Annotated in this window: 28 protein-coding genes; 6 read left to right on the top strand and 22 right to left on the bottom strand. The window is 31.7% G+C overall.

Annotated elements, in window-relative coordinates:
• Position 1: 1 nt before the first annotated feature.
• Positions 2 to 394 (bottom strand): 30S ribosome-binding factor RbfA, encoded by a 393-nt coding sequence (gene rbfA, locus P2W65_RS05590; protein WP_289664051.1) that lies wholly within the window; start codon positions 392 to 394, stop codon positions 2 to 4.
• A gap of 210 nt (positions 395 to 604) precedes the next feature.
• Between rbfA and P2W65_RS05585 the strand changes: the two genes are divergently transcribed.
• On the top strand, positions 605 to 1024 hold the full coding sequence (locus P2W65_RS05585) for a CBS domain-containing protein (RefSeq protein WP_289664049.1): 420 nt from the start codon (positions 605 to 607) through the stop codon (positions 1022 to 1024).
• Between the two features lie 36 nt (positions 1025 to 1060).
• Here the strand turns inward: P2W65_RS05585 and P2W65_RS05580 are convergent, their stop codons facing one another.
• The 18 genes from P2W65_RS05580 to P2W65_RS05495 form a co-directional block, all read right to left on the bottom strand.
• On the bottom strand, positions 1061 to 2314 hold the full coding sequence (locus tag P2W65_RS05580) for a murein hydrolase activator EnvC family protein (protein WP_289664047.1): 1254 nt from the start codon (positions 2312 to 2314) through the stop codon (positions 1061 to 1063).
• Positions 2315 to 2338: 24 nt separating this feature from the next.
• Positions 2339 to 3118 (bottom strand): lipoprotein insertase outer membrane protein LolB1, encoded by a 780-nt coding sequence (gene lolB1, locus P2W65_RS05575; RefSeq protein WP_289664046.1) that lies wholly within the window; start codon positions 3116 to 3118, stop codon positions 2339 to 2341.
• A 13-nt stretch (positions 3119 to 3131) separates the two neighbouring features.
• Complete coding sequence (locus tag P2W65_RS05570) at positions 3132 to 4484, bottom strand: tetratricopeptide repeat protein (protein ID WP_289664045.1); 1353 nt, start codon at positions 4482 to 4484, stop codon at positions 3132 to 3134.
• 47 nt (positions 4485 to 4531) lie between these two features.
• Positions 4532 to 5548, bottom strand: a complete 1017-nt coding sequence (locus P2W65_RS05565) for a sugar nucleotidyltransferase (protein ID WP_179000925.1) — start codon at positions 5546 to 5548, stop codon at positions 4532 to 4534.
• Positions 5549 to 5632: 84 nt separating this feature from the next.
• On the bottom strand, positions 5633 to 6067 hold the full coding sequence (gene dut, locus P2W65_RS05560; protein WP_289664044.1) for a dUTP diphosphatase: 435 nt from the start codon (positions 6065 to 6067) through the stop codon (positions 5633 to 5635).
• Between the two features lie 27 nt (positions 6068 to 6094).
• Positions 6095 to 7555, bottom strand: a complete 1461-nt coding sequence (locus P2W65_RS05555) for a lipopolysaccharide biosynthesis protein (RefSeq protein ID WP_289666162.1) — start codon at positions 7553 to 7555, stop codon at positions 6095 to 6097.
• A gap of 95 nt (positions 7556 to 7650) precedes the next feature.
• Positions 7651 to 8097, bottom strand: coding sequence for a GNAT family N-acetyltransferase (locus P2W65_RS05550; protein WP_289664043.1), 447 nt, complete (start codon positions 8095 to 8097; stop codon positions 7651 to 7653).
• A gap of 573 nt (positions 8098 to 8670) precedes the next feature.
• Complete coding sequence (gene atpG / locus P2W65_RS05545) at positions 8671 to 9531, bottom strand: ATP synthase F1 subunit gamma (RefSeq protein ID WP_179000931.1); 861 nt, start codon at positions 9529 to 9531, stop codon at positions 8671 to 8673.
• A 91-nt stretch (positions 9532 to 9622) separates the two neighbouring features.
• Complete coding sequence (atpA, locus tag P2W65_RS05540; RefSeq protein ID WP_057115505.1) at positions 9623 to 11200, bottom strand: F0F1 ATP synthase subunit alpha; 1578 nt, start codon at positions 11198 to 11200, stop codon at positions 9623 to 9625.
• 38 nt (positions 11201 to 11238) lie between these two features.
• Positions 11239 to 11772: an ATP synthase F1 subunit delta gene (atpH, locus tag P2W65_RS05535; protein WP_289664040.1), complete on the bottom strand. Its 534-nt coding sequence runs from the start codon at positions 11770 to 11772 to the stop codon at positions 11239 to 11241.
• 4 nt (positions 11773 to 11776) lie between these two features.
• Positions 11777 to 12277, bottom strand: coding sequence for a F0F1 ATP synthase subunit B (locus P2W65_RS05530; RefSeq protein WP_289664039.1), 501 nt, complete (start codon positions 12275 to 12277; stop codon positions 11777 to 11779).
• A 90-nt stretch (positions 12278 to 12367) separates the two neighbouring features.
• Entirely contained in the window at positions 12368 to 12565 is a 198-nt protein-coding gene (atpE, locus tag P2W65_RS05525; RefSeq protein ID WP_008465835.1) for an ATP synthase F0 subunit C, read from the bottom strand.
• A gap of 32 nt (positions 12566 to 12597) precedes the next feature.
• Complete coding sequence (atpB, locus tag P2W65_RS05520) at positions 12598 to 13773, bottom strand: F0F1 ATP synthase subunit A (protein ID WP_289666160.1); 1176 nt, start codon at positions 13771 to 13773, stop codon at positions 12598 to 12600.
• A gap of 567 nt (positions 13774 to 14340) precedes the next feature.
• Positions 14341 to 14568 carry an AtpZ/AtpI family protein gene (locus tag P2W65_RS05515; RefSeq protein WP_289664036.1) on the bottom strand — a complete coding sequence of 76 codons (228 nt, stop codon included), beginning with the start codon at positions 14566 to 14568 and terminating at the stop codon, positions 14341 to 14343.
• Complete coding sequence (locus P2W65_RS05510) at positions 14549 to 14947, bottom strand: bactofilin family protein (RefSeq protein ID WP_289664035.1); 399 nt, start codon at positions 14945 to 14947, stop codon at positions 14549 to 14551. The genes P2W65_RS05515 and P2W65_RS05510 overlap by 20 nt, the downstream gene beginning before the upstream one ends.
• Positions 14948 to 14949: 2 nt before the next feature.
• Positions 14950 to 17568 carry a type IX secretion system periplasmic lipoprotein PorW/SprE gene (gene porW, locus P2W65_RS05505; RefSeq protein WP_289664034.1) on the bottom strand — a complete coding sequence of 873 codons (2619 nt, stop codon included), beginning with the start codon at positions 17566 to 17568 and terminating at the stop codon, positions 14950 to 14952.
• A 90-nt stretch (positions 17569 to 17658) separates the two neighbouring features.
• Entirely contained in the window at positions 17659 to 18354 is a 696-nt protein-coding gene (locus P2W65_RS05500) for an ABC transporter ATP-binding protein (protein WP_289664033.1), read from the bottom strand.
• Positions 18355 to 18411: 57 nt separating this feature from the next.
• Positions 18412 to 19872 (bottom strand): DUF5687 family protein, encoded by a 1461-nt coding sequence (locus P2W65_RS05495; protein ID WP_289664032.1) that lies wholly within the window; start codon positions 19870 to 19872, stop codon positions 18412 to 18414.
• Positions 19873 to 20000: 128 nt separating this feature from the next.
• On the opposite strand from P2W65_RS05495, the gene P2W65_RS05490 reads away from it, so the two are divergent.
• From P2W65_RS05490 to P2W65_RS05480, 3 genes are all read left to right on the top strand, one after another.
• Positions 20001 to 21053, top strand: coding sequence for a 2Fe-2S iron-sulfur cluster-binding protein (locus P2W65_RS05490; RefSeq protein WP_289664030.1), 1053 nt, complete (start codon positions 20001 to 20003; stop codon positions 21051 to 21053).
• A gap of 116 nt (positions 21054 to 21169) precedes the next feature.
• Positions 21170 to 21478: a hypothetical protein gene (locus tag P2W65_RS05485; protein WP_289664028.1), complete on the top strand. Its 309-nt coding sequence runs from the start codon at positions 21170 to 21172 to the stop codon at positions 21476 to 21478.
• A gap of 231 nt (positions 21479 to 21709) precedes the next feature.
• The gene (locus tag P2W65_RS05480; protein ID WP_289664027.1) at positions 21710 to 22054 is read left to right on the top strand and encodes a hypothetical protein; all 345 of its coding nucleotides are present in this window, start codon (positions 21710 to 21712) and stop codon (positions 22052 to 22054) included.
• Positions 22055 to 22097: 43 nt separating this feature from the next.
• Here the strand turns inward: P2W65_RS05480 and P2W65_RS05475 are convergent, their stop codons facing one another.
• Positions 22098 to 23108, bottom strand: coding sequence for a glycosyltransferase family 9 protein (locus tag P2W65_RS05475; protein ID WP_289664025.1), 1011 nt, complete (start codon positions 23106 to 23108; stop codon positions 22098 to 22100).
• Positions 23109 to 23151: 43 nt separating this feature from the next.
• Positions 23152 to 23757: a DUF4254 domain-containing protein gene (locus tag P2W65_RS05470; protein WP_289664024.1), complete on the bottom strand. Its 606-nt coding sequence runs from the start codon at positions 23755 to 23757 to the stop codon at positions 23152 to 23154.
• Between the two features lie 111 nt (positions 23758 to 23868).
• Here P2W65_RS05470 and upp point away from each other — a divergent pair, with 111 nt between their 5' ends.
• The gene (gene upp, locus P2W65_RS05465) at positions 23869 to 24522 is read left to right on the top strand and encodes a uracil phosphoribosyltransferase (protein ID WP_289664023.1); all 654 of its coding nucleotides are present in this window, start codon (positions 23869 to 23871) and stop codon (positions 24520 to 24522) included.
• Here upp and P2W65_RS05460 read toward each other — a convergent pair.
• On the bottom strand, positions 24517 to 25446 hold the full coding sequence (locus tag P2W65_RS05460) for a DUF6427 family protein (RefSeq protein ID WP_289664022.1): 930 nt from the start codon (positions 25444 to 25446) through the stop codon (positions 24517 to 24519). The two genes, upp and P2W65_RS05460, sit on opposite strands and share 6 nt — an antisense overlap.
• A 142-nt stretch (positions 25447 to 25588) precedes the next feature.
• Here P2W65_RS05460 and P2W65_RS05455 point away from each other — a divergent pair, with 142 nt between their 5' ends.
• On the top strand, positions 25589 to 25819 hold the full coding sequence (locus tag P2W65_RS05455) for a DUF6341 family protein (RefSeq protein WP_091490198.1): 231 nt from the start codon (positions 25589 to 25591) through the stop codon (positions 25817 to 25819).
• Positions 25820 to 25852: the final 33 nt, after the last annotated feature.

Below are 25852 nucleotides of genomic sequence, written 5' to 3'. Positions count from 1 at the left end.
ATTACGATTTTCTTCTTTTTTCTAAAAGATCACGATTTTCGATTGGGTTTTCTTTTCCCGAAAGTGCATTGTCAATTTTCTCAATATAATCTAAAGAGTCGTCAATAAAGAAAACTAAATTTGGAACACGTCGTAACTGCAAACGTACACGCTGTGACAAATCATGTTTGATTAAAGTGGTATTTGTTTTAATTGCCTCGAGAGTTTCTTTGGCTTTTTCTTGCGGAAAAATACTTAAATATACTGTCGCTACAGACAAATCTGTAGTTACACTTACTTTGGATACTGAAATCACCAAATTCGTAATTCCATTTTTTCTCACTTCACCTTGCAAGATGTCAACCAGATCTTTCTGGAGAACTCCGCCTATTTTTTTCTGTCTATTTGTTTCCATACTGCAAAAATACTATTTTTAAATTCAATCATGGCAATTTCAAAGGAACTTGAATGGTAATTTTTATTATTTGAAATCAGAATAAAATCTTCTTATTTTAAATAATAACTACCTAAAATACTACTTATTCTTGTTTTTTCTACTGACAAAAATCATCTAATTAGTTTCAAATAATTTTCAAATTTGATATAAATCTAACACCATCAAATTATGAAAAAGAGAGAACCGATAAGCCACATTATGACAAAAAGTGTTATAACTGTAAATCAAAATGATGATTTAAAAAATGTAGTAGAAAAATTAAAAGCTAATTCTATTCGCCATATTCCAGTTGTTAACGGAAAAGAAGTTGTTGGAATTATCAGTCGCACCGATATTAACCGTCTTACTTTTGGTGCATTATTCGACGGACAAGATGGAGCAGATGAAGCTGTATTAGAAATGCTTACTATTCCTCAAGTTATGACTTCTAAACCAAAAACAGTTTCTTCAGATCTTATAATTAGGGACTTAGCTGAAATTTTTGTAAAAGAAGAATTTCATGCCGCACCAGTTGTTGATAAAGGAGAATTAAAAGGAATTGTCACGACGACAGATGTTTTAAAATATTTCTTGGAAGAAAATTATTAGACTATAAAAAAGGGAGCAAAATTGCTCCCTATATTTTTATCTGCTTTGTAACCATCCTTCTGGATTGTTGTTTGAAGTATTTTGAAGAATCAAGAATTTAATAATCGTTTTTCCTGTATCTCCACTTGTTCTCACTTTTCCAATATTTTGTTTAATCGTCACTTTATCTCCCTGACTTACAGAAACAGAACTCAAGTTTTGATAGACTGTAAAGAAATCTCCGTGCTGAATCACAACTGCTTTATTCACTGGTGATAAAACGATAACTTTAGAAACTTCTCCAGCAAATACTGCTCTTGCACTTGCACCATCTTCTGTTGTAATTTCAACTCCAGAATTGTGAACTGTAATTGAAGGATGCAACGGATGAGGCTGATCTCCGTATCCAAGAGAAATAAATCCTTTTTCTACTGGCCAAGGCAGTCTTCCTCTGTTGGCTTTAAAATCTGCTGCTAAAATTTTATCTTCCGGAGTTAAAGCAATTTTAGAAGATGAAACTGGTGCTTTTGCTTCGCTTGTACCTGGATTAGCTTTTGCTCTTTCAGCAGCTGCTTTTCTATTGGCTTCGGCAATGGCTTCACGAATTAAACGATCAATTTGTCTGTCGATTCTCTTTGATTCACTTTGTTTAGATCGAATATCGGCAGCAATTTTATTTTTATCTTTTTTAAGCGAATTAACCAATTTTTGCTGTTCTTTTTTCTCTGCTTCAAGAGTTACTTTCTCTTTCTGATTTTCAGCAATAATTTTCTTTTTCACTTGTCTTTGTCCATCCAGTTTTGCATTAAAATCAACTAATTGTGCTGTTTTTGACTGAATTTCAAGACCTTGATTTTTTCTGAAATTGGTATATTGTTTTAAATATTGTGCTCTTTTGTATGCTTGTAAAAAACTCTCAGAAGATAAAATGAACATCGCACGACTTTGTTCTGAACGGCTTTTGTATGATTTTAAGATCATCTCTGCATAATCCTCTTTAAGAACTTTTAGTTCTTTTTTCAATTTATTAACCTGAACCTGATTAATATACATATCATTGCTAATCAGTCTTTCCTGTTTAGCAGTCGTATTAATTAATTTCTCTTTTAGTTTGATTTTATTGGCCTGAATTAAATATTCATTCACAGCAGATTTCTCTTTTTTTCGAACAGACTGAAGCATCTTTTCGTTGTCTCTGATTTCCTGTTGAATTTGAGCTTTACGCTGTTCCAGTTTTTCTTGCTGAGAATCCTGCGCCCATACAAAAGTAGTGGCACAAATTAAAACTAGACTTAGGAGAAATTTTGGCATGTTTCTATTTTTATTTTTGCAAATTTACTTAATTGTCATTTTTTTATAACCACTCGGAATACTGTAAGGAAAAGAAAGCTGTTCGTTAAATGAAATATTGTTATAATTCAAATTAATACTTGTTTTTCCTTTTGGCTGTACTGCATTGATTTCAATACTTGTAGGAAGTATTCCTTGATCAAAAGTTTTGCTGTCTGAATAAGCAATCTGTAAAGTTCTGTTTTCAGACGGTTGTGAAATTTCTTCTTTCTGAATTAAATATTTCTCGCCATCTAAGAAAAAAGTTTTCTTCAAATTAGCATCTTTTTCTTCATCCAGTCTAAAAAGATTTTCTACAATAGTCTGTGTATATTTTCCTTTTCTTAAATCGTCAAATGCTTCACCGATCAATAAATTCTGAACTTTACTATAATCTAAATCGGTTCCAAGCCATTTGCTCAAACTTGTAAAATCGCCTTCGTAATAAGTACTGTTTATTTTCTCATAATAACTTACTGCATCAGGAGTTATTAAAGCTTTCGCCATTGTAATTCCAAGAAAACGCACACTAATCAAAATCTGCTTGTCTTTTTCAATTCTAATTTCGGCAGTAACATTTTGGCTTTGTTTCTCATCAACATATTTTGCACTTGCTTTTATGTATAGAGTAGAAAAATCTAACTTATTATCATAATGCTTTTCAATTACTTTCTTCTCTTCTTTTGGTGCAACTATTGGACTTGTATTATTTTGTACTGCAACTGCTTTTGTCTTACATGATACAACTGCAACCGAAAGAATTAGTACTGCTATATATTTTTTCATCTGAGTTTCTCCTTTATTTTTTTTTCTTTAATAATTCGTTTGCCTTCAAAAAGTATTCCTCTTTTTTCTTGGCGTCTCCCAATCCATTATACGCCTCTCCTAATTGAATATTAAAATTGGATTCTAATTTTACATCATCAACAACATAATCAAGACCCATTTCTAAAACGGTTTTTGCATTCTTAAATTGCTTTTGCTGATTGCTTCCTAATCCCGCAAAATAATAAAACTGAGCCTGACTCGGATATACTTCAATCAGCATCATAGCTCTTTTGGTCATGGGTTCAAATTGTTTTGTCTGAGAATAGGCTTCCAGCAATAACATATTGGTTTCAAGATCTGTATCTGAATTGGCTTTTAAATCTTTTTCATAATATTTAACTGCATTTTCAAACTGACCTTTACTATGATAAAATTTTCCAATTTCTTTGGCAACATCAACCTCTTTATCGTTATCAAAATAAGAAATAGCCTTTTCTAAATCGGCAGCATACTGTGGATTTTTATTGACGTAAATCAAAAACTCATTCAAAGTTCTATGTTTGATTTTTGAATCGATTTTTGAACTTGCCAAAATCACATTCATCGATTTGATAGCTTTATCTGCCTGATTGGCATCTAAGTATGTTTTAAACAAACTGACCTGCGACCATTCTGAATTTGGAATTTCTTTGGCTAATTGTTTTGCAACCTCCAATGATTTCTCATTTTCATTATTTTTTGAATACAAAAGAATGAGATTCAAATAATTTGATTCTTCTTTTGGATCTTTTTTAATCTGTTGTATCAAATTATCAATTTCAGCATTCTGATATTTTCCTTGCGATAAAATCTGTGCTTTATAAATTTCACGATCTGATGATTTTCCAAACTTTTCATTCATTTCGTTAATCGCAATTAATGCTTTATCATACTGATTGGTAATCATGTATAACGAAATCAAATCGTCTTTGTACTCTTCGTCAAAAACAATTATTTTTTGAATCGTTTCAATTGCCAGCGGATAGTTTTTGGTTTCGTAACTTACATCGTAAATTCCGAGCCAAAACCATTTGTTTTTAGGATCCAGCTGTGTTGCTTTTTCAAAATTATCTTGAGCATTTCGATATTCTTTAAGAGCAAAATAGTTCTTTCCTAATTCAAAATAAGCCACCGCGTCATTGGGTTTTAGTTTTATACATTTCTCCAATGACACAATCGCTTTATCGTAATTTTCGATTCCTTTTTGTTTCAATGATTCATAAAATGAGTCCTGATATTCGTCTGTTGCCATAGCAATATCTTCAGGTTCTGTCTGTGCAAAAACCGAAAACGATGTGCTGCATAAAGCAATCAGCAAAACTGTAAAAACTCTTTTTTTTATCATCTTAAAATTTACATTTAAACAAAAATGAAACTTTTAAATTTTTAATTCTATTCTAAAACTGCATAATCACCAATACTTACACTGGTAAATTTACCATCATAACTCACATGATTTCCTATCATTGCGTTATCTAAGTTAGCATTTTTAATTTGAGAATGAGTTTGAATTAAGCTATTTTTAATACTACTGTCCGTAATATGACAACCTTTTCCAACTGAAACATTTGGCCCAATTGTAGTATTTTTTAAAACAACATTTTCTCCAATATAACATGGAGGAATAATAGTAGAATTTTCTAATGTTACACCATAATCTACTAAATGTTCTCCATCATTATGAAGAAAACCAAGCATTCTAGTGTTTGTTTCTACAGTAACATCTTTGTTTCCGCAGTCCATCCATTCGTCAACGCTTCCAGTTTTGAAAACTTTTCCGTTTGCCATCATCGCTTTGATACCATCATTAATCTGATATTCGCCACCATTCTGGATATTATTATCTAAAACATTTTGAAGTTCATTTCTTAAAACTCCAACTTCTTTGAAATAATAAATTCCGATAACTGCTAAATCACTTACGAATTCCTTTGGTTTCTCAACCAACTCAATAATTTCATTATTTTGATTCAGTTTTACAACACCAAAAGCTTCTGGCTGGTCTACTTGTTTTACCCAGATTACAGCATCTGCAGATGGATCTAATTCAAAATCTGCTCTAATTAAAGTATCTGCATAAGCAATTACTGCTGGCCCAGATAAAGAATCTTTGGCGCACATAATAGCATGGCCCGTTCCTAATGGCTGATCCTGACGGTAGATTGAAGCTTTAGCTCCTAATCCTTTTGCCAAATCTTCTAAACTTTTTACGACATCGTCTCCAAAAAAAGCTTCATCACCTAAAATAAAAGCAACTTCTTCAATTGGTTCTTTCAATATTTTGGCAATATCTTCAACTAAACGGTGTACTATAGATTTTCCTGCAACAGGAATTAATGGTTTCGGAACAGTTAATGTATGCGGCCTCAATCTTGATCCACGGCCTGCCATAGGGACAATTATCTTCATTTTTTATTTGATTTTATAGGAAGATCAAAAAATCTTCATTGGGTTTGGTCTTTCTTTTTATGGTGTTTTTGTTAAATACAAAAACTATTTCACACCTGTGCTTCCAAAGCCTCCTTCACCTCTCGATGTTTCAGAAAGTGTTTTAACTTCTATCCATTCAGCTCTTTCGTGTTTTGCAATAATCAGCTGAGCAATTCTTTCTCCGTTTTCAATTACAAAATCATCATTAGATAAATTTACTAAAATTACTCCTATTTCTCCTCTGTAATCTGCATCAACAGTTCCTGGAGAATTTAATACAGTTACCCCTTTTTTGGCTGCCAATCCGCTTCTTGGTCTTACCTGCGCTTCATAACCAATTGGCAATTCAATAAAAAGTCCTGTTTTTACAATCGTTCTTTCTAAAGGTTTTAACGTAATTGGTTCTGAAATATTGGCACGTAAATCCATTCCTGCAGAAGCAATCGTTTCGTAATTTGGTAAATCGTGTTGTGATTTATTGATAATTTGAATTTTCATTTTTAAGTATAAAATTTTAAATCTGTCTTATTTTTTCTTCATTATACCTTTAATAGTATCTTTTTCAAAATGGTAAACCATATACATAAAAGCTAAAAGAAGTGGAATTCCAACATAATATTTCTCTCTAAATCCGTAAAACGAAATCACTGAAAATACTATTGAAACACCTAAATAAGCACCAATCTTGTTCATATCATAAGGAATTGGATAATATTTATTTCCTAAAATATAAGAAATAAGCATCATGCTTCCATAAGCAGAAATGGTTGCAATTGCAGAACCATAATAGCTGTATTTTGGAATTAAAAGATAATTTAAAACCAAGGTAACAATTGCTCCTACAATAGAAATATAAGCTCCAATTTTTGTTTTGTCTGTCAGTTTATACCAAACTGATAAGTTATTGTAGATTCCTAAAAAGAAATTTGCCAAAATAATAAGCGGTACCACTTTCATGGCTTCCCAATAGGATTTATTGTCTAGTAATAAGTATTTCAAAACATCTGCAAAAACAATCACTCCTAACAAAATTAGGGAACCCAATATCACAAAGTATTTGGTAATTACGGCATAAGTCTGTGGTGCATTTTCGTTTTTCGCATGACTAAAAAAGAAAGGTTCAATTCCTAATCTAAAAGCTGTCGCAAACAGAACCATAAACAATCCTAATTTGTAGCAGGCAGAATAAGCTCCCACTTCAGATTTTGCTAAATTTTCTGGAAGTAAATAACCTAGTAAAATTTTATCAAAATGTTCGTTTACTGCAAAGGCTAATCCAGCCACTAAAATAGGAAGTCCATATTTCATCATTCTTCTCCAAAGTTCTGGATCGAATTTTCGCCCAAGCGAAAGATAATTTGGCGAAAGCACTATAAATGTTGCCAAACTCGCCAAAAGGTTAGCAATAAAAATATAAGCAATCTGGAAATTCTCTACATATAAATTATCCCAAACAGAATTTGGATTTGCATCTGCTAATTTTGGCAAGTACATCAAAAAGAAAATATTCAACAATAAATTGATGACTACATTTCCTATTTTAATTGCCGCATAAACCATTGGTCTTTGATTGGCTCTTAATTTAGAAAATGGAATTAAAACCAAAGCATCCAAAACTAAGATCCAAACGGTATACGTAATATATTGAACATCTACTTCTGCTAAACTTGCTAATGTATTTCTGAAAATCAAAGCAACAAAAAGAAAAATAATGGATGTCCAAAAGATTGAAATTGTCGAAGTTGCAATTACATTTTTCTTATCATCTTCGGCACTATAAAATCTAAAGAAAGCAGTTTCCATTCCGTAAGAAAGAACTACATTAAAGAAAACCATCCAAGATAATACAATCGAAACTTCCCCATACTCGGCCGTTGGTAAAATTCCCGTATATAATCTCACTAATAAAAAACTCAGCATTCGCGGTAAAACTGTCGCCAGTCCGTAAATTGCTGTTTGTTTGAATAGATTTTTATATAATCCCAAAATATAATTGTAATAATGTTTGTAGGACAAAAATAACCATTTCTTTTGTTTAATGGTGTTTTTGTTGATGTAATAAAGAAAAGTTCTGTTTGTTTTTAAACAGTCATTTTGGTCTCGTCTAAGATTTTTACAAAATGAAAACCTTTAGGTGCATAACCTTGATTGTAGTAAAAACGATGCGCAGCAAAATTTCCTGTAAAAGCATCCAAAACTATACTGCTGCAATTTAATTCTATTGCTTTTTTCTCGATATAATCAGTAAGCATTTTTCCAATTCCTCTAGATCGAAATTCTGGATTAACCACAAAATTGTCTATTTCAAGATATTTACCCGTCCAAAGCTTTGTAGCAGACCAACACCCTGTTAAGCCCAGACAAACATCATTTTCAAAAACTGCAATTTGAGTATAATTATGAGGCACCATTTCTTTAAGATAATTCTCGTATTGCTCTAAGCTAAGTTTAGGATATAAATGCCTAATAGTCTCAATTTGAAATAACATTTCTTGCACTGTAATTAGTTCTTTTATAGAAAGATTCATGAATTTTTTATTAAAATATAAACAAAAATAAGTAAAGTTTAAGTTAAGACTTATATAATTAAAAATCAAAGACATGTGAAATATATAAATTAGACATGAAAATTATGTAACTTTTTTTAGACAGTCTTTTCCTAAATTTGTTTCACAGGGATTGAGAAAGCTAGATACAACCCTTATAAAAAAGGAAGCACTGGGACTAATAAAGCTTGTTTGTTCCCATAAAAGACAAAGCATAAGGGATTGATTAAGCTGTAGTGTAACCCTAATAAAAACAGAGCACTGGGACTAATAAAGCTTGTTTGTTCCCATAAAAGACAAAGCACAAGGGATTGATTCTGCTGTATTGTAACCCTTAAAAAAACAGAGCCGTGGGATTAATAAAGCTAGTTTGTTCCCATAAAAGACAAAGCACACAGAGTCAATCTGTCTATTTTTATAAAATGGTAGTGATTCTCAATTTTTGAATAATTTGAGAATCACCATTTTATAAAGTTATTTTTAAAAAAGAAAAAACTTCCAATAAAAAAAAGCCAGCAAATGCTGGCTTTTTTTTATTATATAATATGGAATAAATTATCCATTCAAAGCTTCTGCTCCACCAACGATTTCCAAAATTTCACTTGTAATAGCAGCCTGACGCGCTTTGTTATAAGTTAATTTCAATTGGTTTCTTAATTCAGTTGCGTTATCTGTTGCTTTGTGCATAGCAGTCATACGTGCTCCATGCTCTGAAGCGAATGAATCACGAATACCTTTATACAATTGTGTTTTTAAAGACTTAGGGATTAAAGTCAAAACAATTTCTTCTTTTGAAGGCTCATAAATATAATCTCCAGTAGAAGCAGCTGCATCAGATTTAATAGGTGCTAACGGTAAAAACTGTTCCGTTTGAACAATTTGAGTCGCAGCGTTTTTAAATTGATTGTAAATTAATTCGATTCTATCGTATTCTCCAGATAAAAATTTCTCTGTAAGATTATCAGCGATTCCTGCAACATTTTCAAAAGTCAAATGATCAAAAATAGCATTATGATGACCGTGTACTTTATGAGTTTTGCTTAAAGCATCATTTCCTTTTTTACCAATAGCAAAAACATCTACCTGTTTTCCTTGGTAAAAAGCAGTACGATTTTTAATCTCTTTAATAATATTTGAATTAAAAGCACCACATAAACCTCTGTTAGAAGTTATAGCAACAAGCAATACTTTTTTCACTTCACGTTGTGTAGTGTAATCTCCTCCAACTTCACCTTCAAGTGATGCAGAAAGATCTTGCAATAACTCCGTTAATTTCTCGGCATAAGGACGCATTGCAGTGATTGCATCTTGTGCTTTCTTCAGCTTTGCAGCAGAAACCATTTTCATCGCAGATGTAATCTGCATCGTTGATGAAACGGAAGTAATTCTATTACGGATTTCCTTTAAATTTGCCATCTATTAAATTAGAAAATGTGACAATTTGAAAATTAGATAATTAGATAAATGTTTATACATTATCTAATCATCTAATTAACGAATTATCTAATTAGTTATATTTTGCTGAGATTTCTTTTGCTGCTTTTTCGATAACATCTGTAATGCTGTCATCTAATTTACCAGCTTTCAACGCGTTAAGCGTATCTTTATGTTTACTGTTTAAGTAAGCTAAGAAATCAGCTTCAAATTCTTTTACTTTTTCTACAGGAACGTTTCTTAATAAGTTTTTAGAACCAGCGTAGATAATAGCTACTTGGTTTTCAACTGTATAAGGATCATTTAAACCTTGTTTCAAGATTTCAACGTTTCTTTTACCTTTTTCAATTACGTTTAAAGTAACAGAATCTAAGTCAGAACCAAATTTAGCGAAAGCTTCTAATTCACGGAATTGAGCTTGATCTAATTTTAAAGTTCCAGAAACTTTCTTCATAGATTTAATTTGAGCATTACCTCCAACACGAGATACAGAGATACCCACGTTAATAGCAGGACGAACCCCAGAGTTGAACAAATCTCCATCAAGGAAAATCTGACCATCTGTAATAGAGATTACGTTTGTTGGGATATATGCAGAAACGTCACCAGCTTGAGTTTCGATAATTGGCAATGCAGTCAATGAACCACCACCTTTAACGATAGATTTGATAGAATCTGGTAAATCGTTCATGTTTTTAGCGATACCATCATCAGCGATTACTTTACAAGCACGCTCTAATAAACGAGAGTGTAAGTAGAAAACGTCTCCAGGGTAAGCCTCACGTCCCGGTGGTCTTCTTAATAAAAGAGAAACCTCACGGTAAGCAACAGCTTGTTTAGATAAATCATCATAAACAATAAGAGCTGGACGACCAGAATCTCTAAAGTATTCTCCAATTGCAGCACCTGCGAAAGGAGCGTAAACTTGCATTGGAGCTGGATCAGAAGCATTAGCAGCAACGATAACTGTATAAGCCATTGCACCTTTTTCTTCTAACATTTTAGCGATTCCTGCTACAGTTGAAGCTTTTTGTCCAATTGCAACATATATACAGAATACAGGTTTTCCTGCATCGTAAAATTCTTTTTGGTTCAAGATTGTATCGATACAAACAGTTGATTTACCTGTTTGACGGTCACCGATTACAAGCTCACGCTGTCCACGTCCAACTGGAATCATAGCATCAACTGCTTTTACTCCTGTTTGTAATGGCTCAGTTACTGGCTGACGGAAGATAACTCCAGGTGCTTTTCTTTCCAAAGGCATTTCGTATAAGTCCCCACCGATTGGTCCTTTTCCATCAATTGGAAAACCAAGAGTGTTAACAACACGTCCTACCATTTGCTCACCTACTTTAAGAGAAGCAATACGTTGAGTTCTTTTTGCAGTAGATCCTTCTTTAAGTCCAGTTGATGGTCCTAAAAGTACAACCCCAACATTATCCTCTTCAAGATTCAATACGATACCTTCCATACCGTTATCAAATTCTACTAACTCTCCATATTGTACATTAGACAGCCCGTAAACACGAGCAATACCGTCTCCAACTTGAAGTACTGTTCCTACTTCCTCTAGCGTAGCACCAGATTCAAAACCTTCTACTTGCTTTCTTAATATTGCTGAAATTTCAGCAGGTTTGATTTCCGCCATCTTAATTTATAATTTAGACACTTTTTGTGTTATAAAAACTAATTACTTAACTCTCTTTTTAATACTTGTAATCTGTTTGCAACAGAAGCATTGTATTGATTATCTCCTATTCTCAAAATAAATCCACCAATAATTGAAGGATCTACGATATTTTCAATTGTAATTTTTTTATCTGATAAAGTTGCAATTTTTGCTAAAACTTTAGCTTCTAATTCTGCGTCCATCGGAATAGCTGTTGTAACTTTTGCTACTTCAACACCGTTATTTTCATCAAATAATTTATTGTACTCTAAAGCGATTGCTTTTAGAATTTCAAATCTTTTGTTTTCAAATAATAAATGAAATAACCCTTTGGTAACTCCATTTACATCTGCAAAAACTTCTAAAAGAGCACTTTCTTTAACTTCAACCTTTGTAGTTGGGTTTTCAATAAAGGTACTCAATTCTAAATTTGTCTCAATTGCTCTTGCAATTGATTTCATATCGTTATTGACAGCTTCGGCAACACCTTTAGAGTTTGCTAAGTCTAGAATTGCTTTTGCATAACGAATTGCTGCTCTTGTACTTGCCATAATCTTAGTTTAACTTTACGTCACCTAACATTTTCTCTACTAATTTAGTTTGAGATTCTTTGTTAGATAATTCTTCTTTCAATAATTTTTCAGCAATAGTCAATGATAAAGTTGAAACTTGAGCTTTCACTTCAGCCATTGCAGCATTTTTTTCACTTTCGATAGCTGCTTTAGCTTGCTCGATCATTTTTTGACCTGCCTCTTGTGCTTCGTTTTTAGAATCAGTAATCATTTTCTCTCTCATTTCACGAGCTTCCTTCAACATAGTGTCACGTTCTGCACGAGCTTCGTTCAAAATTCTTTGATTATCAGCTTGTAAATTTTCCATTTCTCTTTTTGCATTTTCAGCAGAAAGCAATGCATTTTTAATACCTTCTTCTCTTGCTGTAATAGATTCCATAATTGGCTTCCATGCAAATTTTACCAAAAGCAAAATTAATACTAACAAGATTAAAGCTTGCCAAAAGAATAAACCGAATGAAAAATCGTTAATTAACTTATCCATTTTATATAACTATATTAAATATTTAATTTCTTTTTTTAAAGTAACAACACCTTTAACCAACCGTTAAAGATGTTGTTATTTCTTTCTTTATTATTTTCCTAAGATTAAAGCAGCAAATGCTAAACCTTCTAATAAAGCAGCGATAATAATCATCGCAGTTTGGATTTTACCAGCAGCTTCTGGCTGACGAGCAATAGCGTCCATAGCAGATCCACCGATTTTACCTAAACCTAAACCTGCACCGATTACTACTAAACCAGCACCTACTAAAGTTGGAATTGTTCCCATAAGTATTTATATATATAAAATTAAACTTCTAATTAAATAATTACATTCTCTTCGTGTCCATGATCATCGTGGTGGTGATCTTGAACTGCCATACCAATAAACAATGATGATAACATTGTAAAGATAAAGGCTTGTAAAAATGCAACTAAAACTTCAATAACAGAGATAAATAATGTTAATCCTAAAGAGATTGGTAAATCTGCTGCTAAATTTTTACCCACAAAAATCATAGCGATCAAACTCATAATTACTACGTGACCCGCTGTAATATTTGCGTACAAACGAATTAATAATGCAAATGGTTTTGTTAGTGTTCCCAAAATTTCAATTGGAGCTAAAATAATTTTCATTGGAACCGGTACTCCTGGCATCCAAAAAATATGTCCCCAATAATCTTTGTTTGCACTAAATTGTGTAATTAAGAAAGTAAATGCCGCTAAACAAACTGTAATAGCAATATTTCCTGTAACATTAATTCCTAGTGGAGTCATTCCTAATAAGTTTAACAACCAAACAAAGAAAAATACCGTTAAAAGATACCCCATATATTTACGGTATTTCTTTTCTCCAATATTAGGCACAGCAATTTCGTCTCTGATGAAAATAATAAGTGGTTCTAAAACTCTACCAAATCCAGTTGGGATTGGTCCTTTTTTATATGATTTTGCTAAACCAGTAAACATTAAGAATAATAATACTGATACAAAAAGCATTGAAACTACATTTTTTGTAATTGAAAAATCTAATGGCTTTTCATTTTCTGGATGACCGTGCTCATTGAAAGTAATAGTTCCGGCTGCGTCTGTTTTGTAAATTTTACCATGAACTAATTTGTAGAAGTTTCCATCAACTTCTGCAACTGCTTCACCGTGGTGTAATTTTGAAGAAGAGAAAATTTTCAATCCCCCATCAACTAATATTACTGGTAATGAAAAACCATAGCTTTTATGTTCTTTTTCATCTTGAAAGAAAACAAAGTCGTGAGAATCTTGTAAGTGGTGATCAATAAAAGCATCCACTTTTGCTTTTGGATCAAGAGCAACGTGCTCTCCTTCTTCATGAGCATTATGTGAAACTACTTTCTCTTCATGAGCTGTTTCAGTTTGAACATGCGTTGAGTCACTCTCTGGATTTGCAAAACCCATAATTGGTAGAGAAGCTACAAAAGCAGCAAGAATAAAGCTGAGTGGTTTGTTTGAAATCACCATATCTTGGAAAATCTTATTTTTTACGTTTCTAAAATTTGGTGCAAAGGTACATTTTTTATTAATATTCAAAAGGATATGAAAAATTATTTTTAAACCTTGTTTTAAAGAATTGTTATTTTAACGCTTTTCATTTAATAATCGGGCAGTTAAAAGCGTCTGAAATAACAAAAACAACACAAATGTTATAAAAAAACTAATTTTTTCGACTTCTGTTTCTCCTGTTTTGTTTTTTAAAATAGGCTGGAGGATTAAGTATGCTAATAACATTTGTGTTACAGTTCCAAACAAAAATGCCATCCCGACGATTTCAAAATTCTTCTTTTTTACTATTAATAATATAAGGTATAATAAAGACGAAATTATGAAGAAAGATAAATACAGTAATTCTAAACAGTAATGAAAGTTCTCTGTATTAATTTCGGTAAAGAAAAAAACTGCTTTATGTAGAATATATGTTCCTAAAGCAAGACATAACAAATAAAAAAAAGGTTTGTAATTTGTTGAAAGCATTTGAAATATTTTTTTTTGCAAAGATGCAACTTTTATCTCAAGCTCTTTTACCAACAATTATTTTGTTTTATTGATATCATTTACTTGTCGAATAACATTATATAATGCAATTCCAACACCAAATAATACAAAAATGGTGTTGAAATATACTTTTGGACTTGGATGATTTTCGTCAAGCCAAGTTCCAAAATAAGAGAATACAAAAATAATAACTCCCATTTGAAAGGGAATATTAATAAATGCCAACCATTTATTTCTTTTATTATTATTCGGTTCCTTTTCCATCTTCTAACATGATTACTGGGTTTGAATGTGCCAGCATGGTGCAGGTTGCTGTGAAGTCAGCTCCTGGTTCTATTGAAAGTTTTCCTACTGCTACTTCTCCATGAATTTGTGCCGTAGATTTAATATTAAGAATTTCTAGGACTTTTATTTTTCCATGAAATACTCCTTCTATATCAGCATTGTTACAGATAATTTCTCCTTTGACTGCTCCTTTGGCACCTATTACAATTTTGCCTTCCGAAGTAAAATTTCCAATCAATTCGCCGTCTAATCTAAAATCGGCTTTCGATACTATGTCACCAACTATGGATGTTCCTTCTACTATTCGGTTCGTTTTTCCTAATTGTTCTGTTCCGTTTTTCTTTACTTTTTCAAACATTATTATGGGGTTTTTGGGGTCAAATAGGCGTCTAGGTTCTTTTTAATTTGAACCACTTTATAATTATCTGTAGATATAATAATTGCAGGATGTGCAATTTTGTATTTTTTATCATCTCTAAAAACTCCCGCAACATCTCTGGCATAAGCCTCAGATTTTAAACCATTAATAACTACAAAACTTTCCGTTAAATTGTATTTATCGAAAGAAGTTGTTAATCGCTCAAAGTTTTCAACTAATAAAAACACTCTGATTGCTTCTTCAATTTGCTTAACGGTTTTGGTGTCATTATTCGAAACAGCATATAAAATTTTCCAGCTTTTATTGTCGGCTGTTGTAAAGTTTAATCTTTCTAGGACAGGAATTTGTTTTTCTAAAATTTCTCTAGCATTTTTACCCTCTTCACTATTCGGATAATTATCTGCCACATTTTCCATTCCTTTTTTATAAGCTTCTAAACCATTTACTTTTCCTAAGGTATTGGCTTTTAACAATTCATACTTCGAAACAATATCTTCTCCAGAATATTGATTGATCAGATTATCAATATTGGCCAAGACTTCTTCAAATTTTTCTTCTTCAAAAAGCTTATACCACTTTTTATATTCGGCATCTGGACTGGAGCTCGGATCGTCAGATTTATTATTTAAAATCTGAGCATACCTTGAAGTAGGATACTTTGTTGAAATCTCTGATTTTATTGCCTCTGCTTTTTGTGGATCTGTAATTTGATAAATTTTATACAAATTATACATGGATGGCAATACCAATTTTTCTTCCGGATTGTTACGTAACAATTGTTCCAGTTTATCACTTGCCAATTTATACTCTTTAAACTTCTCCTTATATATAAGTCCTAGTTGGTAGTAAGCAAAATTGCGTTCTTTACCAATACTATCCATTGCAACTTCTGAAGTTGGAAGCTGTTTGGTATAAAATGCAACAGTATATTTTTCTGGTACAATAGTATCTTTTACTGCATTAGCAACTTCTTTATCAGCAATAGTATCATTCATTGCCAAATCATTAGCCGATTTTACTCCTGCCAATCTCCAATTTCCGCCCAAAGTTCTGTTACCCCACATTTTTTTAAATTGGAGTTTTCCATAAGCAACTGTGGTGGGATTATAAAAATAAAACGTACTTGCCGATTCATTCATTCCTGGAGGCATTCCTATTCCCCCTCCATCTAGATCTGTAGGTTTCCCTAATGAACTAGAACTTACCGTTCCGATTCCTGGATTTTCTGCTCGAGAATTTAAGTCAATATTAGCCAATCGTTCTTTCTCTTTTTCTTCTGAGATACGTTTAGCTTCATCTTTCTTTTTCAGCTCTGCAATATAATTTTCGAAGTAAACCTTTTTGTCAGCTGCTGGTAGATTGTATACCTTAATAATACTGTCATTACGTTTTGCAACTGCTTCATATTTAATAACGTTATCCAGATTTTTTCTGTTTTTTTCTATAAAAGCATATTCTCTTGTTTTTGAATCAAGTTTGACAAGAGTACTATCATAATATTTGGCCGCCATTGAATAATCTGTATTTTTAAAATACATATTTCCAATGTTACGGTATGCCGAAGCCATTAAGTAAGAATCTTTAGATTTTCTTCCCAAAGATTTATTATAAAATTTCAAGGCGTTTTCCTGATCTTTCTTTTTATCATAGTAAACTCCCATTTCATAAAAAAGAAAATCATAATAAGGTCGGTTTTCACGATCCGTTACCAATTTATTAAATGTTTTCAAAAAAATGGTATCGTTATCTTTTCCATAATCAAACAGCTGTGCTTTTCTTGCGTAAGCATGCATCATATATTTACGATCTGCTTTTCTGTTTAAATCAATTACGCCATCATAAAAATATATTGCACTGTCACGTTTTTCTTCTTCCTGATACATCTGACCAAGAATAAAACGGTATCTAGCACGTTCTTCATTTTTTCTGGTAAACTGTTCTGCGATTCTTAATTTAGCAACCGCACTGTCTTTTTGTTCTAAATTCAGAAATGCTTCAGCCAAAAGCGCATTTGCATCAGCAAAAGTCTGTTTGTCTAAATCTGTTTTTTTAAGTAAAAGTTTAATGTTTTTAAGCGCAATTGCATCGTTGCCTAAACGCATATTGGTCTTTTCACGCCAGATTTTTGCGGTGTAGATATTATTACTTTCCGGATATTTATACAAAATATAATTGAATGCCTCAATTGCAGGAATAAAACGCTGATCGTAATATCTTGCTTTTCCCAACATCAGATATGCTTCATCAATCTGCCAGTTTCTCTCTCTTCCGCCAATATTCATAGAGTGTTTCTGAATGGCTTTTGTTGCCTTTGTCTCTGCTTTTTCAAAATCAGGATTTTTGGCTTTTTCACCTTCAGAAAAATTTTCATCAAATTGCATTTTCTCTATTGGCAGCATTTTCCAAAAATTGTCTTCATTATTGGCCTGAATTGACTGCAGTCCTTTGTCTAAGCCAATTCCTCCGTTGTACAAAATATTATACTTGGTACCAATAGAGTGAGAACTTCTAGCCAAAAAAGTATTTTTTTTGGTAGAACAAGCTATCAAAAAGAATAAAAAAAGGAAAATAAAACTATATTTAAAAGTATTCTTTTTCAATAGAAAAGATTTTAAAACTGATAACTGCTAAAATTCAATTTTAGTATAATTGACTCGTAAAAATACGCTTCTTTTTCTAATGACAGAAATTTAAACTGCAAAAAACAATTCCAGTTCCTGCAAGGTTTCATTTGAGGTCTGAATATCTTTAACAATTTCTCCTTTATTAAGCGCAACTATTCGGTCGCATACCTCTACCGTATGTTGTAAATCATGGCTTGAAACTAAAACAGTTACATTTGGATTATCTGCCAAATCTTTGATTATTTTTTTTAATCGGCTAACGGTTGTTGGATCTAAATTTGCGAATGGTTCGTCTAAAATGACAACTTCTGGATTTCCAATAAGAGTAGCAATAATCCCAACTTTTTTCTGATTTCCTTTTGATAAATCTCTTAAGTACTTTTTATTCTTCAAAATTTCTCCATTGAAAAATTCTTCGTGCTGTGCCAATAAAGCATCAACATCAGCTTTGTTTTGATTGCGAAGATCTCCGATAAAATAAAAATATTCTTCTGGTGTTAAATAACCAATCAAAAAGCTTTCATCCAAAAATGAACCAGTAAAAGATTTCCAGTTTTCGCTGGTATTCACTTGAATATTTTGATTTAGAATTTTTCCATTTGATGGCTGAATTAAATCTAGAAGCAAACTAAAAAAAGTTGTTTTTCCTGCTCCGTTATTTCCCACTAATCCAAAGCTTTGTCCTTTTGGGATTTCAAGATTTTCTATATTTAAAACTGTCGTTCCGTTATATTTTTTTGTAAGTTGATTTACTTGTATCATGGTAATTGTTGATTTTAGATTGTTCATTTTAGATTAATTATCAAATACATTTTCTAATTAATTCTTTTGTTTATAAGCACTTATTGTACTGTACTTCTCTATTTTGTATCTTTTTTCTATTAATGAAAACACTTTCTCTTTAAATATAAATCCTAAAACGCCGGCACCAGCAACCAAAGCAAGTCCGATTGGTTTGCTTCCAAAATGAAGTCCAAGCCAATATAACAATACTGGCAAAACAATTTTTGGCAATGTCAGCAACATCGCATTAACATTAAACGCTTTTTTATCCCCAAATGCCCCTCCAGCATTGCTCAAATCAATTGGCGTTTTTGTGAATGCTCCTCCTAAAAGTACTAAATGCGAATTCACTCCAATATTATAAATTGCTCCAGCGACAATTGTAAGATAAACTTCCCATCCATAAAAAATATAAAATGAGGCTAGAATTGTAGAAGCAAAAGTAGCAATAACAATAAGCCACCATTTTGAAGTAATGTAACCTCTGTAAGGAACATTTTGCGTCATTAACAGCTGATAATAAGAACTATCCCAGCTTGGTACAAACTGGCCGAAGACAAATAGAAATCCTCCCGAAACAAATATCCCTGCAAAAATATGCATCACAGCCGGCTGATGTGAATTTCCAAAAAAGATAAGACCGTAGAACAAAAAGAGAATACTCATAAAAATGGTTGTTTTGGATCTCTTATTTCTTTTAATCAATTTAATGTCATTTTTAAGGAAGGTTCCTAAAGTTCCAAATTGATTTAGCCACGAAAGGTTTTCTGTAGCCGCAATATCATGTTTTACTGAAAGTCCAGCATCCAAGTATAAATTCTTTTTAAAATATTTAAAAGTAAAAACATACAATCCTGCTAATACCAAAATCGGAATTAAAAATACACCGTCGATATCATAAAAACTTTGAAAAAATGGTGTTGTAAATAGTGTAACATCAAATATCTTGTAATAATGAGCTCCACCTAAAACAAGAACTATCGCAGCAAAAACAACAAACAGTTTATCAATATTACTTAGAATTATATTCAAAAAATTATTGATATAGATCATCGCCATAATTCCTAAATGCCAGAAAACAATTTCTACAACATCATATCCATTTAAAATCAGCACAACAGAAAATGGAATAAAAAATAAAGCATGAATCCAATTGAAAAAAGATAACGCTGTTTTTCCTAAAGAGAAATGAACTATTGTCGGCTTTTTAAACGGTAAAACCAGCAATGGCTTAATGTTTAGAACTGGTATTGATTGCATTAACAATCTAATTATTAAGTCAAAAAGAAAATAATAGATCAAAAATTTGTTAACTGTTGCCAATGGTTCTAATTTCATTTCTTTAAGCATATAAAATGCTCCAACTCCCATTCCAATAAAAATTAAGGAAAAATAGATCATAAAAAAACCTATTATAATTTTCATTGTCAGGTTTTTACCAAATGAGGCAGATCTAATGAACGCTTTCCATTCCAGGTAAATAAACTTCTTAATCATGGTTTATAGTTTTAGTATTTTTGTAGTAAGAGACCAAATGTAGGAAAACGTTACAAAAAAAGTTAAAAAAAATAATTTAGTACCAAACATTTAATAGTGGTTTGCTACTTTTGCAGAAAAATTAGATCATGCCTTCATTTTTAAAATTAATAATAAAAGAAGTTAAACGCGAGACTGCCGATGCTGTTTCTATATTGTTTAATGTTCCTGAAGAACTTAAACCAGATTATAAATTTATAGCTGGTCAATATATAAATCTCAAACTTACTATTGATAACCAAGAAATTAGACGAGCTTATTCTATTTGTTCAGCACCAGAGAGCGGTGAATTAAGAATTGCTGTCAAAGCAGTAAAAAATGGTCTTTTTTCTCAGTTTGCCAATACAAAACTAAAAGCTGGAGATGTTCTTGAAGTAGGACAACCAGAAGGTAAATTTACTTTTGAACCAGATGCCGAAAGACAAAGAAATTATGCGGCTTTTGTTGCAGGAAGCGGAATTACTCCAGTTCTTTCTATTATAAAATCGGTTTTAAAAAATGAACCAAAGAGTTCATTTGTATTGGTTTACGGAAACAAAACACCTGAAAACACCATCTTTCATCAAGAACTTCATGACTTACAATTACAATATGTAGGCAGATTTTTTGTACATTATGTATTTAGTCAGGCAAAAGCTGAAAATGCTTTGTTTGGAAGAATTGAGAAATCGGCTGTGAATTTTGTTTTAAACAACAAACATAAAGAATTACAGTTTGATAAATTCTACTTGTGCGGACCAGAAGAAATGATCAACACTGTTTCTGATATTCTGAAAGAAAAAAATGTAAAAGAATCTGCAATTAAGTTTGAGCTTTTCACCTCTTCTTCTGAAGAACATGTAATTCAAGGTTCTCAGGAAGGACATACAAAAATTACAGTTTTAGTAGATGATGAAGAAACTACTTTTGAAATGTCTAAAAAACAGACTATTCTTGATGCTGCTCTAAAACAAGGCGTTGACGCTCCTTACTCTTGTCAAGGCGGTATCTGCAGCAGCTGTTTAGGACGTGTTACAACAGGAACTGCCGAAATGACGAAAAACTCTATTTTAACTGATAGTGAAATTGCCGAAGGTTTAATTTTAACTTGTCAGGCACATCCAACATCAGATACTATCTATGTAGATTACGACGATGTTTAATCTTTGAGAAATTCCAAAATATAAAAATCCAAATTCCAAATTAAACCGGAATTTGGATTTTTTTTATTTAATTTAAATTTGCCAAATTTGGAATTTGGAATTTTTAATATTTATAAATGAAATCAGTACGAGAAATTTTTAGGAACAAAGAATATCTTTTGGATGAACCAGAAGTTGTGAAATTGGTTGATTATTGTGAAGAGCTTCAGGATGAGATTGTTGAATTTAAATTTCAAAAGACTGACAATAAAGAACTTGCCTTGCTCGATATGATTAAAGAAGTAATAAAAGGATGTGATGCCATTGAGAGAAAACAAATGGAACATGAACGATATGGTTATGATGCACCCGATTATCAGCAAACAATTGCAAATCTAAAAAGTTATATTTACCGTCGCTGTCGTGATGAAAAAATTTGGCTCTAATTGAAATAAAAGCAAAATTTTATCAAAATATTGCCAAATTTTCATTAAATTAGAGGTGTAATTATGGTAATCTCAATCTCACTAGTTTGAGAATTTGTAGAGCTCAATCAAAATTTGTCAAACATTTAAACCTTAAATATCATGACAGCTCACGTACAACACTTTCATCTATACCTATCTATTATGCTCGTTGTAACTGCTGCGCTATGCGTTCTGGCAGTTATTCTAAAAATGAAAAACAGAAAAGGCCCAAAGTTGCTTGAAAGAGAAAAATACAATTCAACTTTGACCGAAAAAATGGTAGAAGTAAAAAAAACAGATTCAAATATTTTTAATATCTGGCCTTATGTAAGCAGACTTAAATCGGCTAAAGTTTTATCTAAGAAAATTAAAGACCACGATTTAATTTATAAAATTTACAGAGATTCGTCTGAAAAATTTGAACATATTCTATTGTCTACCGAAGACAAAAATAACTTTGTGACCATTATAGTAAACAAAAAAAGAAAAAAAACACTAGGATATTCTTTCCTTGATTCTAATGAACAATACGATTTAAGTAAAAATATTGCTTAACAATTAAAAAAAAACTTCTCCATAAAGAGAAGTTTTTTGATTTTTATGAAAACTGTTCTTCAACCTTGTCAACAACCTTCTGTGGCAAAATTGTCCTCATAGCATTCTCATAACCTTCAACAATTTTGTTTCCATAAACAGAAGTTGGCAGTTTTGGATATTGACTTCGATCTGAAGTTAACGTATTTTCTAAACTTTGGTTGAAAGGTAAAAATCCAGCATATGGATGAGTAGCTCCCCAAAGCGTAACTACTTTTACTCCAAGCATAGCCGCGATATGTGCATTTCCAGAATCCATAGAAAGCATCACATCAAGATTGCTGATTAACTGCAATTCCTGCTGAAACTTAATTTTTCCAGCCATATTGATTACATTTTCAAAAGGCTGTGCAAGTGAATCTAAAATTTCAATTTCTTTTTTTCCTCCTCCAAAAAGTAAAATTTTATATGTCTGATTTTCAGCTAATTTTGCAATCACTTCTTGCATTAAATCCAAAGGATAAACTTTAGAATCGTATTGTGCGAAAGGAGCAATTCCAATTAATTTTTGATTTTGATTTCCAATGATTTCTAGAATATCAGCATTTAAAACTGCCTTTTCAGGAAATACTGGATTAGATAAATTTAACGGAAAACCAAGTTCTGAAAACACTTTTACATGTCTTTCGAACATCGTTGGCAACTGTTTAAAAGCTTTATTTTCAGCTCTTGTCAGTTCTTTTTTTCCGTCTCTTCCTTTATCAACAGTTGCTCTTTTTTTGCCGCTTAAAGCAAAAAGTAAACTCACAACCTTAGATCGTAAAACATTGTGAAGATCTCCAAAAGCATCAATCTTCAATTTTTTCACATCGCTAAATAATCGTAAAAGTCCAGAAAATCCTTTGTGTCTTTCTTTTTCATCAAAAGCAAAAAACTCCAGATTAGGAATTCCATCAAAAAATGGTTTGAAAAAAGGACGGGAAATAATCGTCAGTTTTACTGTCGGATATTGTTTTACAAAAGCACGTAAAACAGGAACCGTCATGGCGACATCTCCCATTGCGGATAGTCTCATGACGGCTATATGTTTGATTTTGTTGTTGGACAACTCTGCCAAATTATTTCTTATTTTGATATAAAACTGGGTTCAATTCATCATCGTTGTACATTTTCATTTGTTTGTACACTTTCATGAATTTATCTCCGTTTTCGATATCTGTCAATAATTCTTCAATTGCTGTAGATAAATCTGTTCTTTGTTCTAAAAGTACATTTAATTTTTCTTGGCATTTATCTCTGTGTTCTTGTGAAGCTTCTACACGTGTAGCTTCTTCATGCATATGATAAATTTTTAAAGCTAAAATAGACAATCTGTCAAATGCCCAAGCTGGACTTTCAGAATTAATTTTTGCCCCGTCTTTTACCTTTACATTACTGTATTTTTGTAAAAAATAGCTATCGATATACTCCACCATATCAGTACGCTCTTGGTTTGAAGCATCGATTCTTCTTTTCAAAGTTAAAGCGGCAACAGGATCAATCTGCGGATCACGAATAATATCTTCAAAATGCCATTGAACGGTATCAATCCAATTTTTTAGATATAATAAATGTTCAAATTTATCTTTTGGATATGGATTATTGATCGGTTGATCTACATTATCAAATTTGTGATAATCTATAATGCTTTGTTCGAAAACCGAATATGCTAATTTTGAAAACATGCCTTTATTTTTTTAGATATACAAAGATACTTTTTATACTTTTATGCTGCGAAGAAAAGCAATTATTTTTCGTTTTCTATTTTTTATCCGTTAATAAATTAAAATTTCATCATGAAAATTCATTATATCTCTGAAAATAACAGTGTTTTAAATCATTTTCTTGGACAGATTAGAAATGTCAATGTTCAGAATGACAGCATGCGTTTTAGACGAAATATTGAACGCATTGGTGAGATTATGGCGTATGAATTAAGCAAAATTTTACCTTATAAAAATGTGGAAATTCAGACTCCGTTGGGCATTAAAAAAACAACAGAAATAGAAACTGACTTAGTTCTGTGTCCTATTTTAAGAGCTGGTTTACCGCTGCATAACGGTTTTCTGAATTACTTTGATCATGCTGAAAATAGTTTTGTTTCGGCCTGCAGACATCATCCAAATGGTGGTGATGATTTTGAAATTTTAGTGGAATATCAAGCTATTTCGAACCTAAATAATAAGACGGTTCTGCTTCTGGATCCTATGCTGGCAACAGGACAATCTATAGTGGCTGTTCATAAAAAATTACTTGAAAATGCAGCTCCAACAGAATTTCATATAGTGGTCGTTATCGCTGCTCCAGAAGGAATTGCTCACTTAGAAAAAAATCTACCCGAAAATTGTCATTTGTGGGTTGCTTCTTTAGACGAAAAACTAAACGAGAAAAACTACATTGTTCCAGGTCTTGGTGATGCTGGTGATCTTGCTTATGGAAGCAAATTATAATTGCGAAAAGAATGTAAATAAACTGCAGGCAATCAATATATAAAACACAATTTCGTTATTCAATTTTTGCTGCATATATTCTACATGACTTGTTGCCATAATGGCTAGTGGCGCAATGCTGAACAGCAATAAATCGTTGCTTTTATTTGGTGAAATAATATAAACAAACGCCGCAATAAAAAAGTAAGCTACAATTTTCTTATAAGAAGAATGTACAATCTGCGGTCTGTTTGACAACGTCATCAACATTGATGTTACAAAAAATAGAGCTACAGCAGTATAAATTGAAAGTGCTCCGTTTTCATAATTATTCTTGAAATAATCAATTCTAAAATCAACTACAGCTCTCTCTTGGAAAAAAGCTACAGCATCAATATTTAAAATTAAAGAAGTCATATAAAATAATATTGCTACTGCTAAGAGTGCAATAAAAGGTAAAACCCAGTTTCTGTAATCTCTTGAAACGTGGAAAATAATCGAAATAAATACTAATACTAAGAAAAGTACACTCCAAAATTGAAATAAAGCAGCTACAAAAATCCAAAAAGAGGCATCAAATATTTTTTCTTTTGAAGCTTTAAGTGATTGAAGCGAAATCAATCTTCGAACTGCCAACAAAATAAAAAAGTTGGCGTAAATAACATTTGGATTGTTAAATAGGGTTGGAAAAAATAAAAGAAACAATAAGTAAAAAAATATCGCGTAGCCATTGTCTTTACTAAGTCCGTTCTTTTTTACGATAAAATTTACCATAAAAAAAGAAGCCAAAATAAAGCATAACAAACTCACTTTTTGGAAAGCCAAAAAATAAGAAGTAACCCAAGACGGGTCTTTAATTTGGAACATAAAAAAGAAAACCAGTATTAAAATTACAACCAATGAATAATTTAATGGCGTAGATTTTTTAAAAACACTTGTTATCATAAGGATATTTTATACTTTTGTGATTGTAAAGATAATACTTGTTTAAAATGAAAAACCGAACAAGTTGAAAAAAGATTCGATTAACCGAATTTTATCTTCAAAGCATTACACAACAATAAATAACATATAATTTTAAAGAATTATGACAGCTTTTTTTGAAGGAATACAATACTTATTCGTTAACATTTTGTTTGCTCCTCTTGACTTTTTACGTCGTTTGGAATTAATTACATGGTTTGGTGCAAACACTATTAACTGGATTTTCATGATCATTTGTGCTGCAGCAATCGTTTACTGGATTAAACAATTACGCATTTTTGATGATGCTGGAACAGAAAACCAAGATACAACAGCTCACTCATTTTTAAAATAAAAACCAAACCCTTAAATTAATTAAGGGCTGGTC

The sequence above is a fragment of the Flavobacterium panacagri genome, from assembly GCF_030378165.1.
Classification (GTDB): domain Bacteria; phylum Bacteroidota; class Bacteroidia; order Flavobacteriales; family Flavobacteriaceae; genus Flavobacterium; species Flavobacterium panacagri.
Note: the sequence above shows the minus strand (reverse complement) of the source record. Positions and strands in the feature narration are given on the sequence as shown.

Bases quoted from the DNA above. Each gene is read 5' to 3' on its own strand.
- rbfA (WP_289664051.1), bottom strand. From the start codon at position 394: ATGGAAACAAATAGACAGAAAAAAATAGGCGGAGTTCTCCAGAAAGAT.
- P2W65_RS05585 (WP_289664049.1), top strand. From the start codon at position 605: ATGAAAAAGAGAGAACCGATAAGCCACATTATGACAAAAAGTGTTATA.
- P2W65_RS05580 (WP_289664047.1), bottom strand. From the start codon at position 2,314: ATGCCAAAATTTCTCCTAAGTCTAGTTTTAATTTGTGCCACTACTTTT.
- lolB1 (WP_289664046.1), bottom strand. From the start codon at position 3,118: ATGAAAAAATATATAGCAGTACTAATTCTTTCGGTTGCAGTTGTATCA.
- P2W65_RS05570 (WP_289664045.1), bottom strand. From the start codon at position 4,484: ATGATAAAAAAAAGAGTTTTTACAGTTTTGCTGATTGCTTTATGCAGC.
- P2W65_RS05565 (WP_179000925.1), bottom strand. From the start codon at position 5,548: ATGAAGATAATTGTCCCTATGGCAGGCCGTGGATCAAGATTGAGGCCG.
- dut (WP_289664044.1), bottom strand. From the start codon at position 6,067: ATGAAAATTCAAATTATCAATAAATCACAACACGATTTACCAAATTAC.
- P2W65_RS05550 (WP_289664043.1), bottom strand. From the start codon at position 8,097: ATGAATCTTTCTATAAAAGAACTAATTACAGTGCAAGAAATGTTATTT.
- atpG (WP_179000931.1), bottom strand. From the start codon at position 9,531: ATGGCAAATTTAAAGGAAATCCGTAATAGAATTACTTCCGTTTCATCA.
- atpA (WP_057115505.1), bottom strand. From the start codon at position 11,200: ATGGCGGAAATCAAACCTGCTGAAATTTCAGCAATATTAAGAAAGCAA.
- atpH (WP_289664040.1), bottom strand. From the start codon at position 11,772: ATGGCAAGTACAAGAGCAGCAATTCGTTATGCAAAAGCAATTCTAGAC.
- P2W65_RS05530 (WP_289664039.1), bottom strand. From the start codon at position 12,277: ATGGATAAGTTAATTAACGATTTTTCATTCGGTTTATTCTTTTGGCAA.
- atpE (WP_008465835.1), bottom strand. From the start codon at position 12,565: ATGGGAACAATTCCAACTTTAGTAGGTGCTGGTTTAGTAGTAATCGGT.
- atpB (WP_289666160.1), bottom strand. From the start codon at position 13,773: ATGGTGATTTCAAACAAACCACTCAGCTTTATTCTTGCTGCTTTTGTA.
- P2W65_RS05515 (WP_289664036.1), bottom strand. From the start codon at position 14,568: ATGGAAAAGGAACCGAATAATAATAAAAGAAATAAATGGTTGGCATTT.
- P2W65_RS05510 (WP_289664035.1), bottom strand. From the start codon at position 14,947: ATGTTTGAAAAAGTAAAGAAAAACGGAACAGAACAATTAGGAAAAACG.
- P2W65_RS05500 (WP_289664033.1), bottom strand. From the start codon at position 18,354: ATGATACAAGTAAATCAACTTACAAAAAAATATAACGGAACGACAGTT.
- P2W65_RS05495 (WP_289664032.1), bottom strand. From the start codon at position 19,872: ATGATTAAGAAGTTTATTTACCTGGAATGGAAAGCGTTCATTAGATCT.
- P2W65_RS05490 (WP_289664030.1), top strand. From the start codon at position 20,001: ATGCCTTCATTTTTAAAATTAATAATAAAAGAAGTTAAACGCGAGACT.
- P2W65_RS05485 (WP_289664028.1), top strand. From the start codon at position 21,170: ATGAAATCAGTACGAGAAATTTTTAGGAACAAAGAATATCTTTTGGAT.
- P2W65_RS05480 (WP_289664027.1), top strand. From the start codon at position 21,710: ATGAAAAACAGAAAAGGCCCAAAGTTGCTTGAAAGAGAAAAATACAAT.
- P2W65_RS05475 (WP_289664025.1), bottom strand. From the start codon at position 23,108: ATGAGACTATCCGCAATGGGAGATGTCGCCATGACGGTTCCTGTTTTA.
- P2W65_RS05470 (WP_289664024.1), bottom strand. From the start codon at position 23,757: ATGTTTTCAAAATTAGCATATTCGGTTTTCGAACAAAGCATTATAGAT.
- upp (WP_289664023.1), top strand. From the start codon at position 23,869: ATGAAAATTCATTATATCTCTGAAAATAACAGTGTTTTAAATCATTTT.
- P2W65_RS05460 (WP_289664022.1), bottom strand. From the start codon at position 25,446: ATGATAACAAGTGTTTTTAAAAAATCTACGCCATTAAATTATTCATTG.
- P2W65_RS05455 (WP_091490198.1), top strand. From the start codon at position 25,589: ATGACAGCTTTTTTTGAAGGAATACAATACTTATTCGTTAACATTTTG.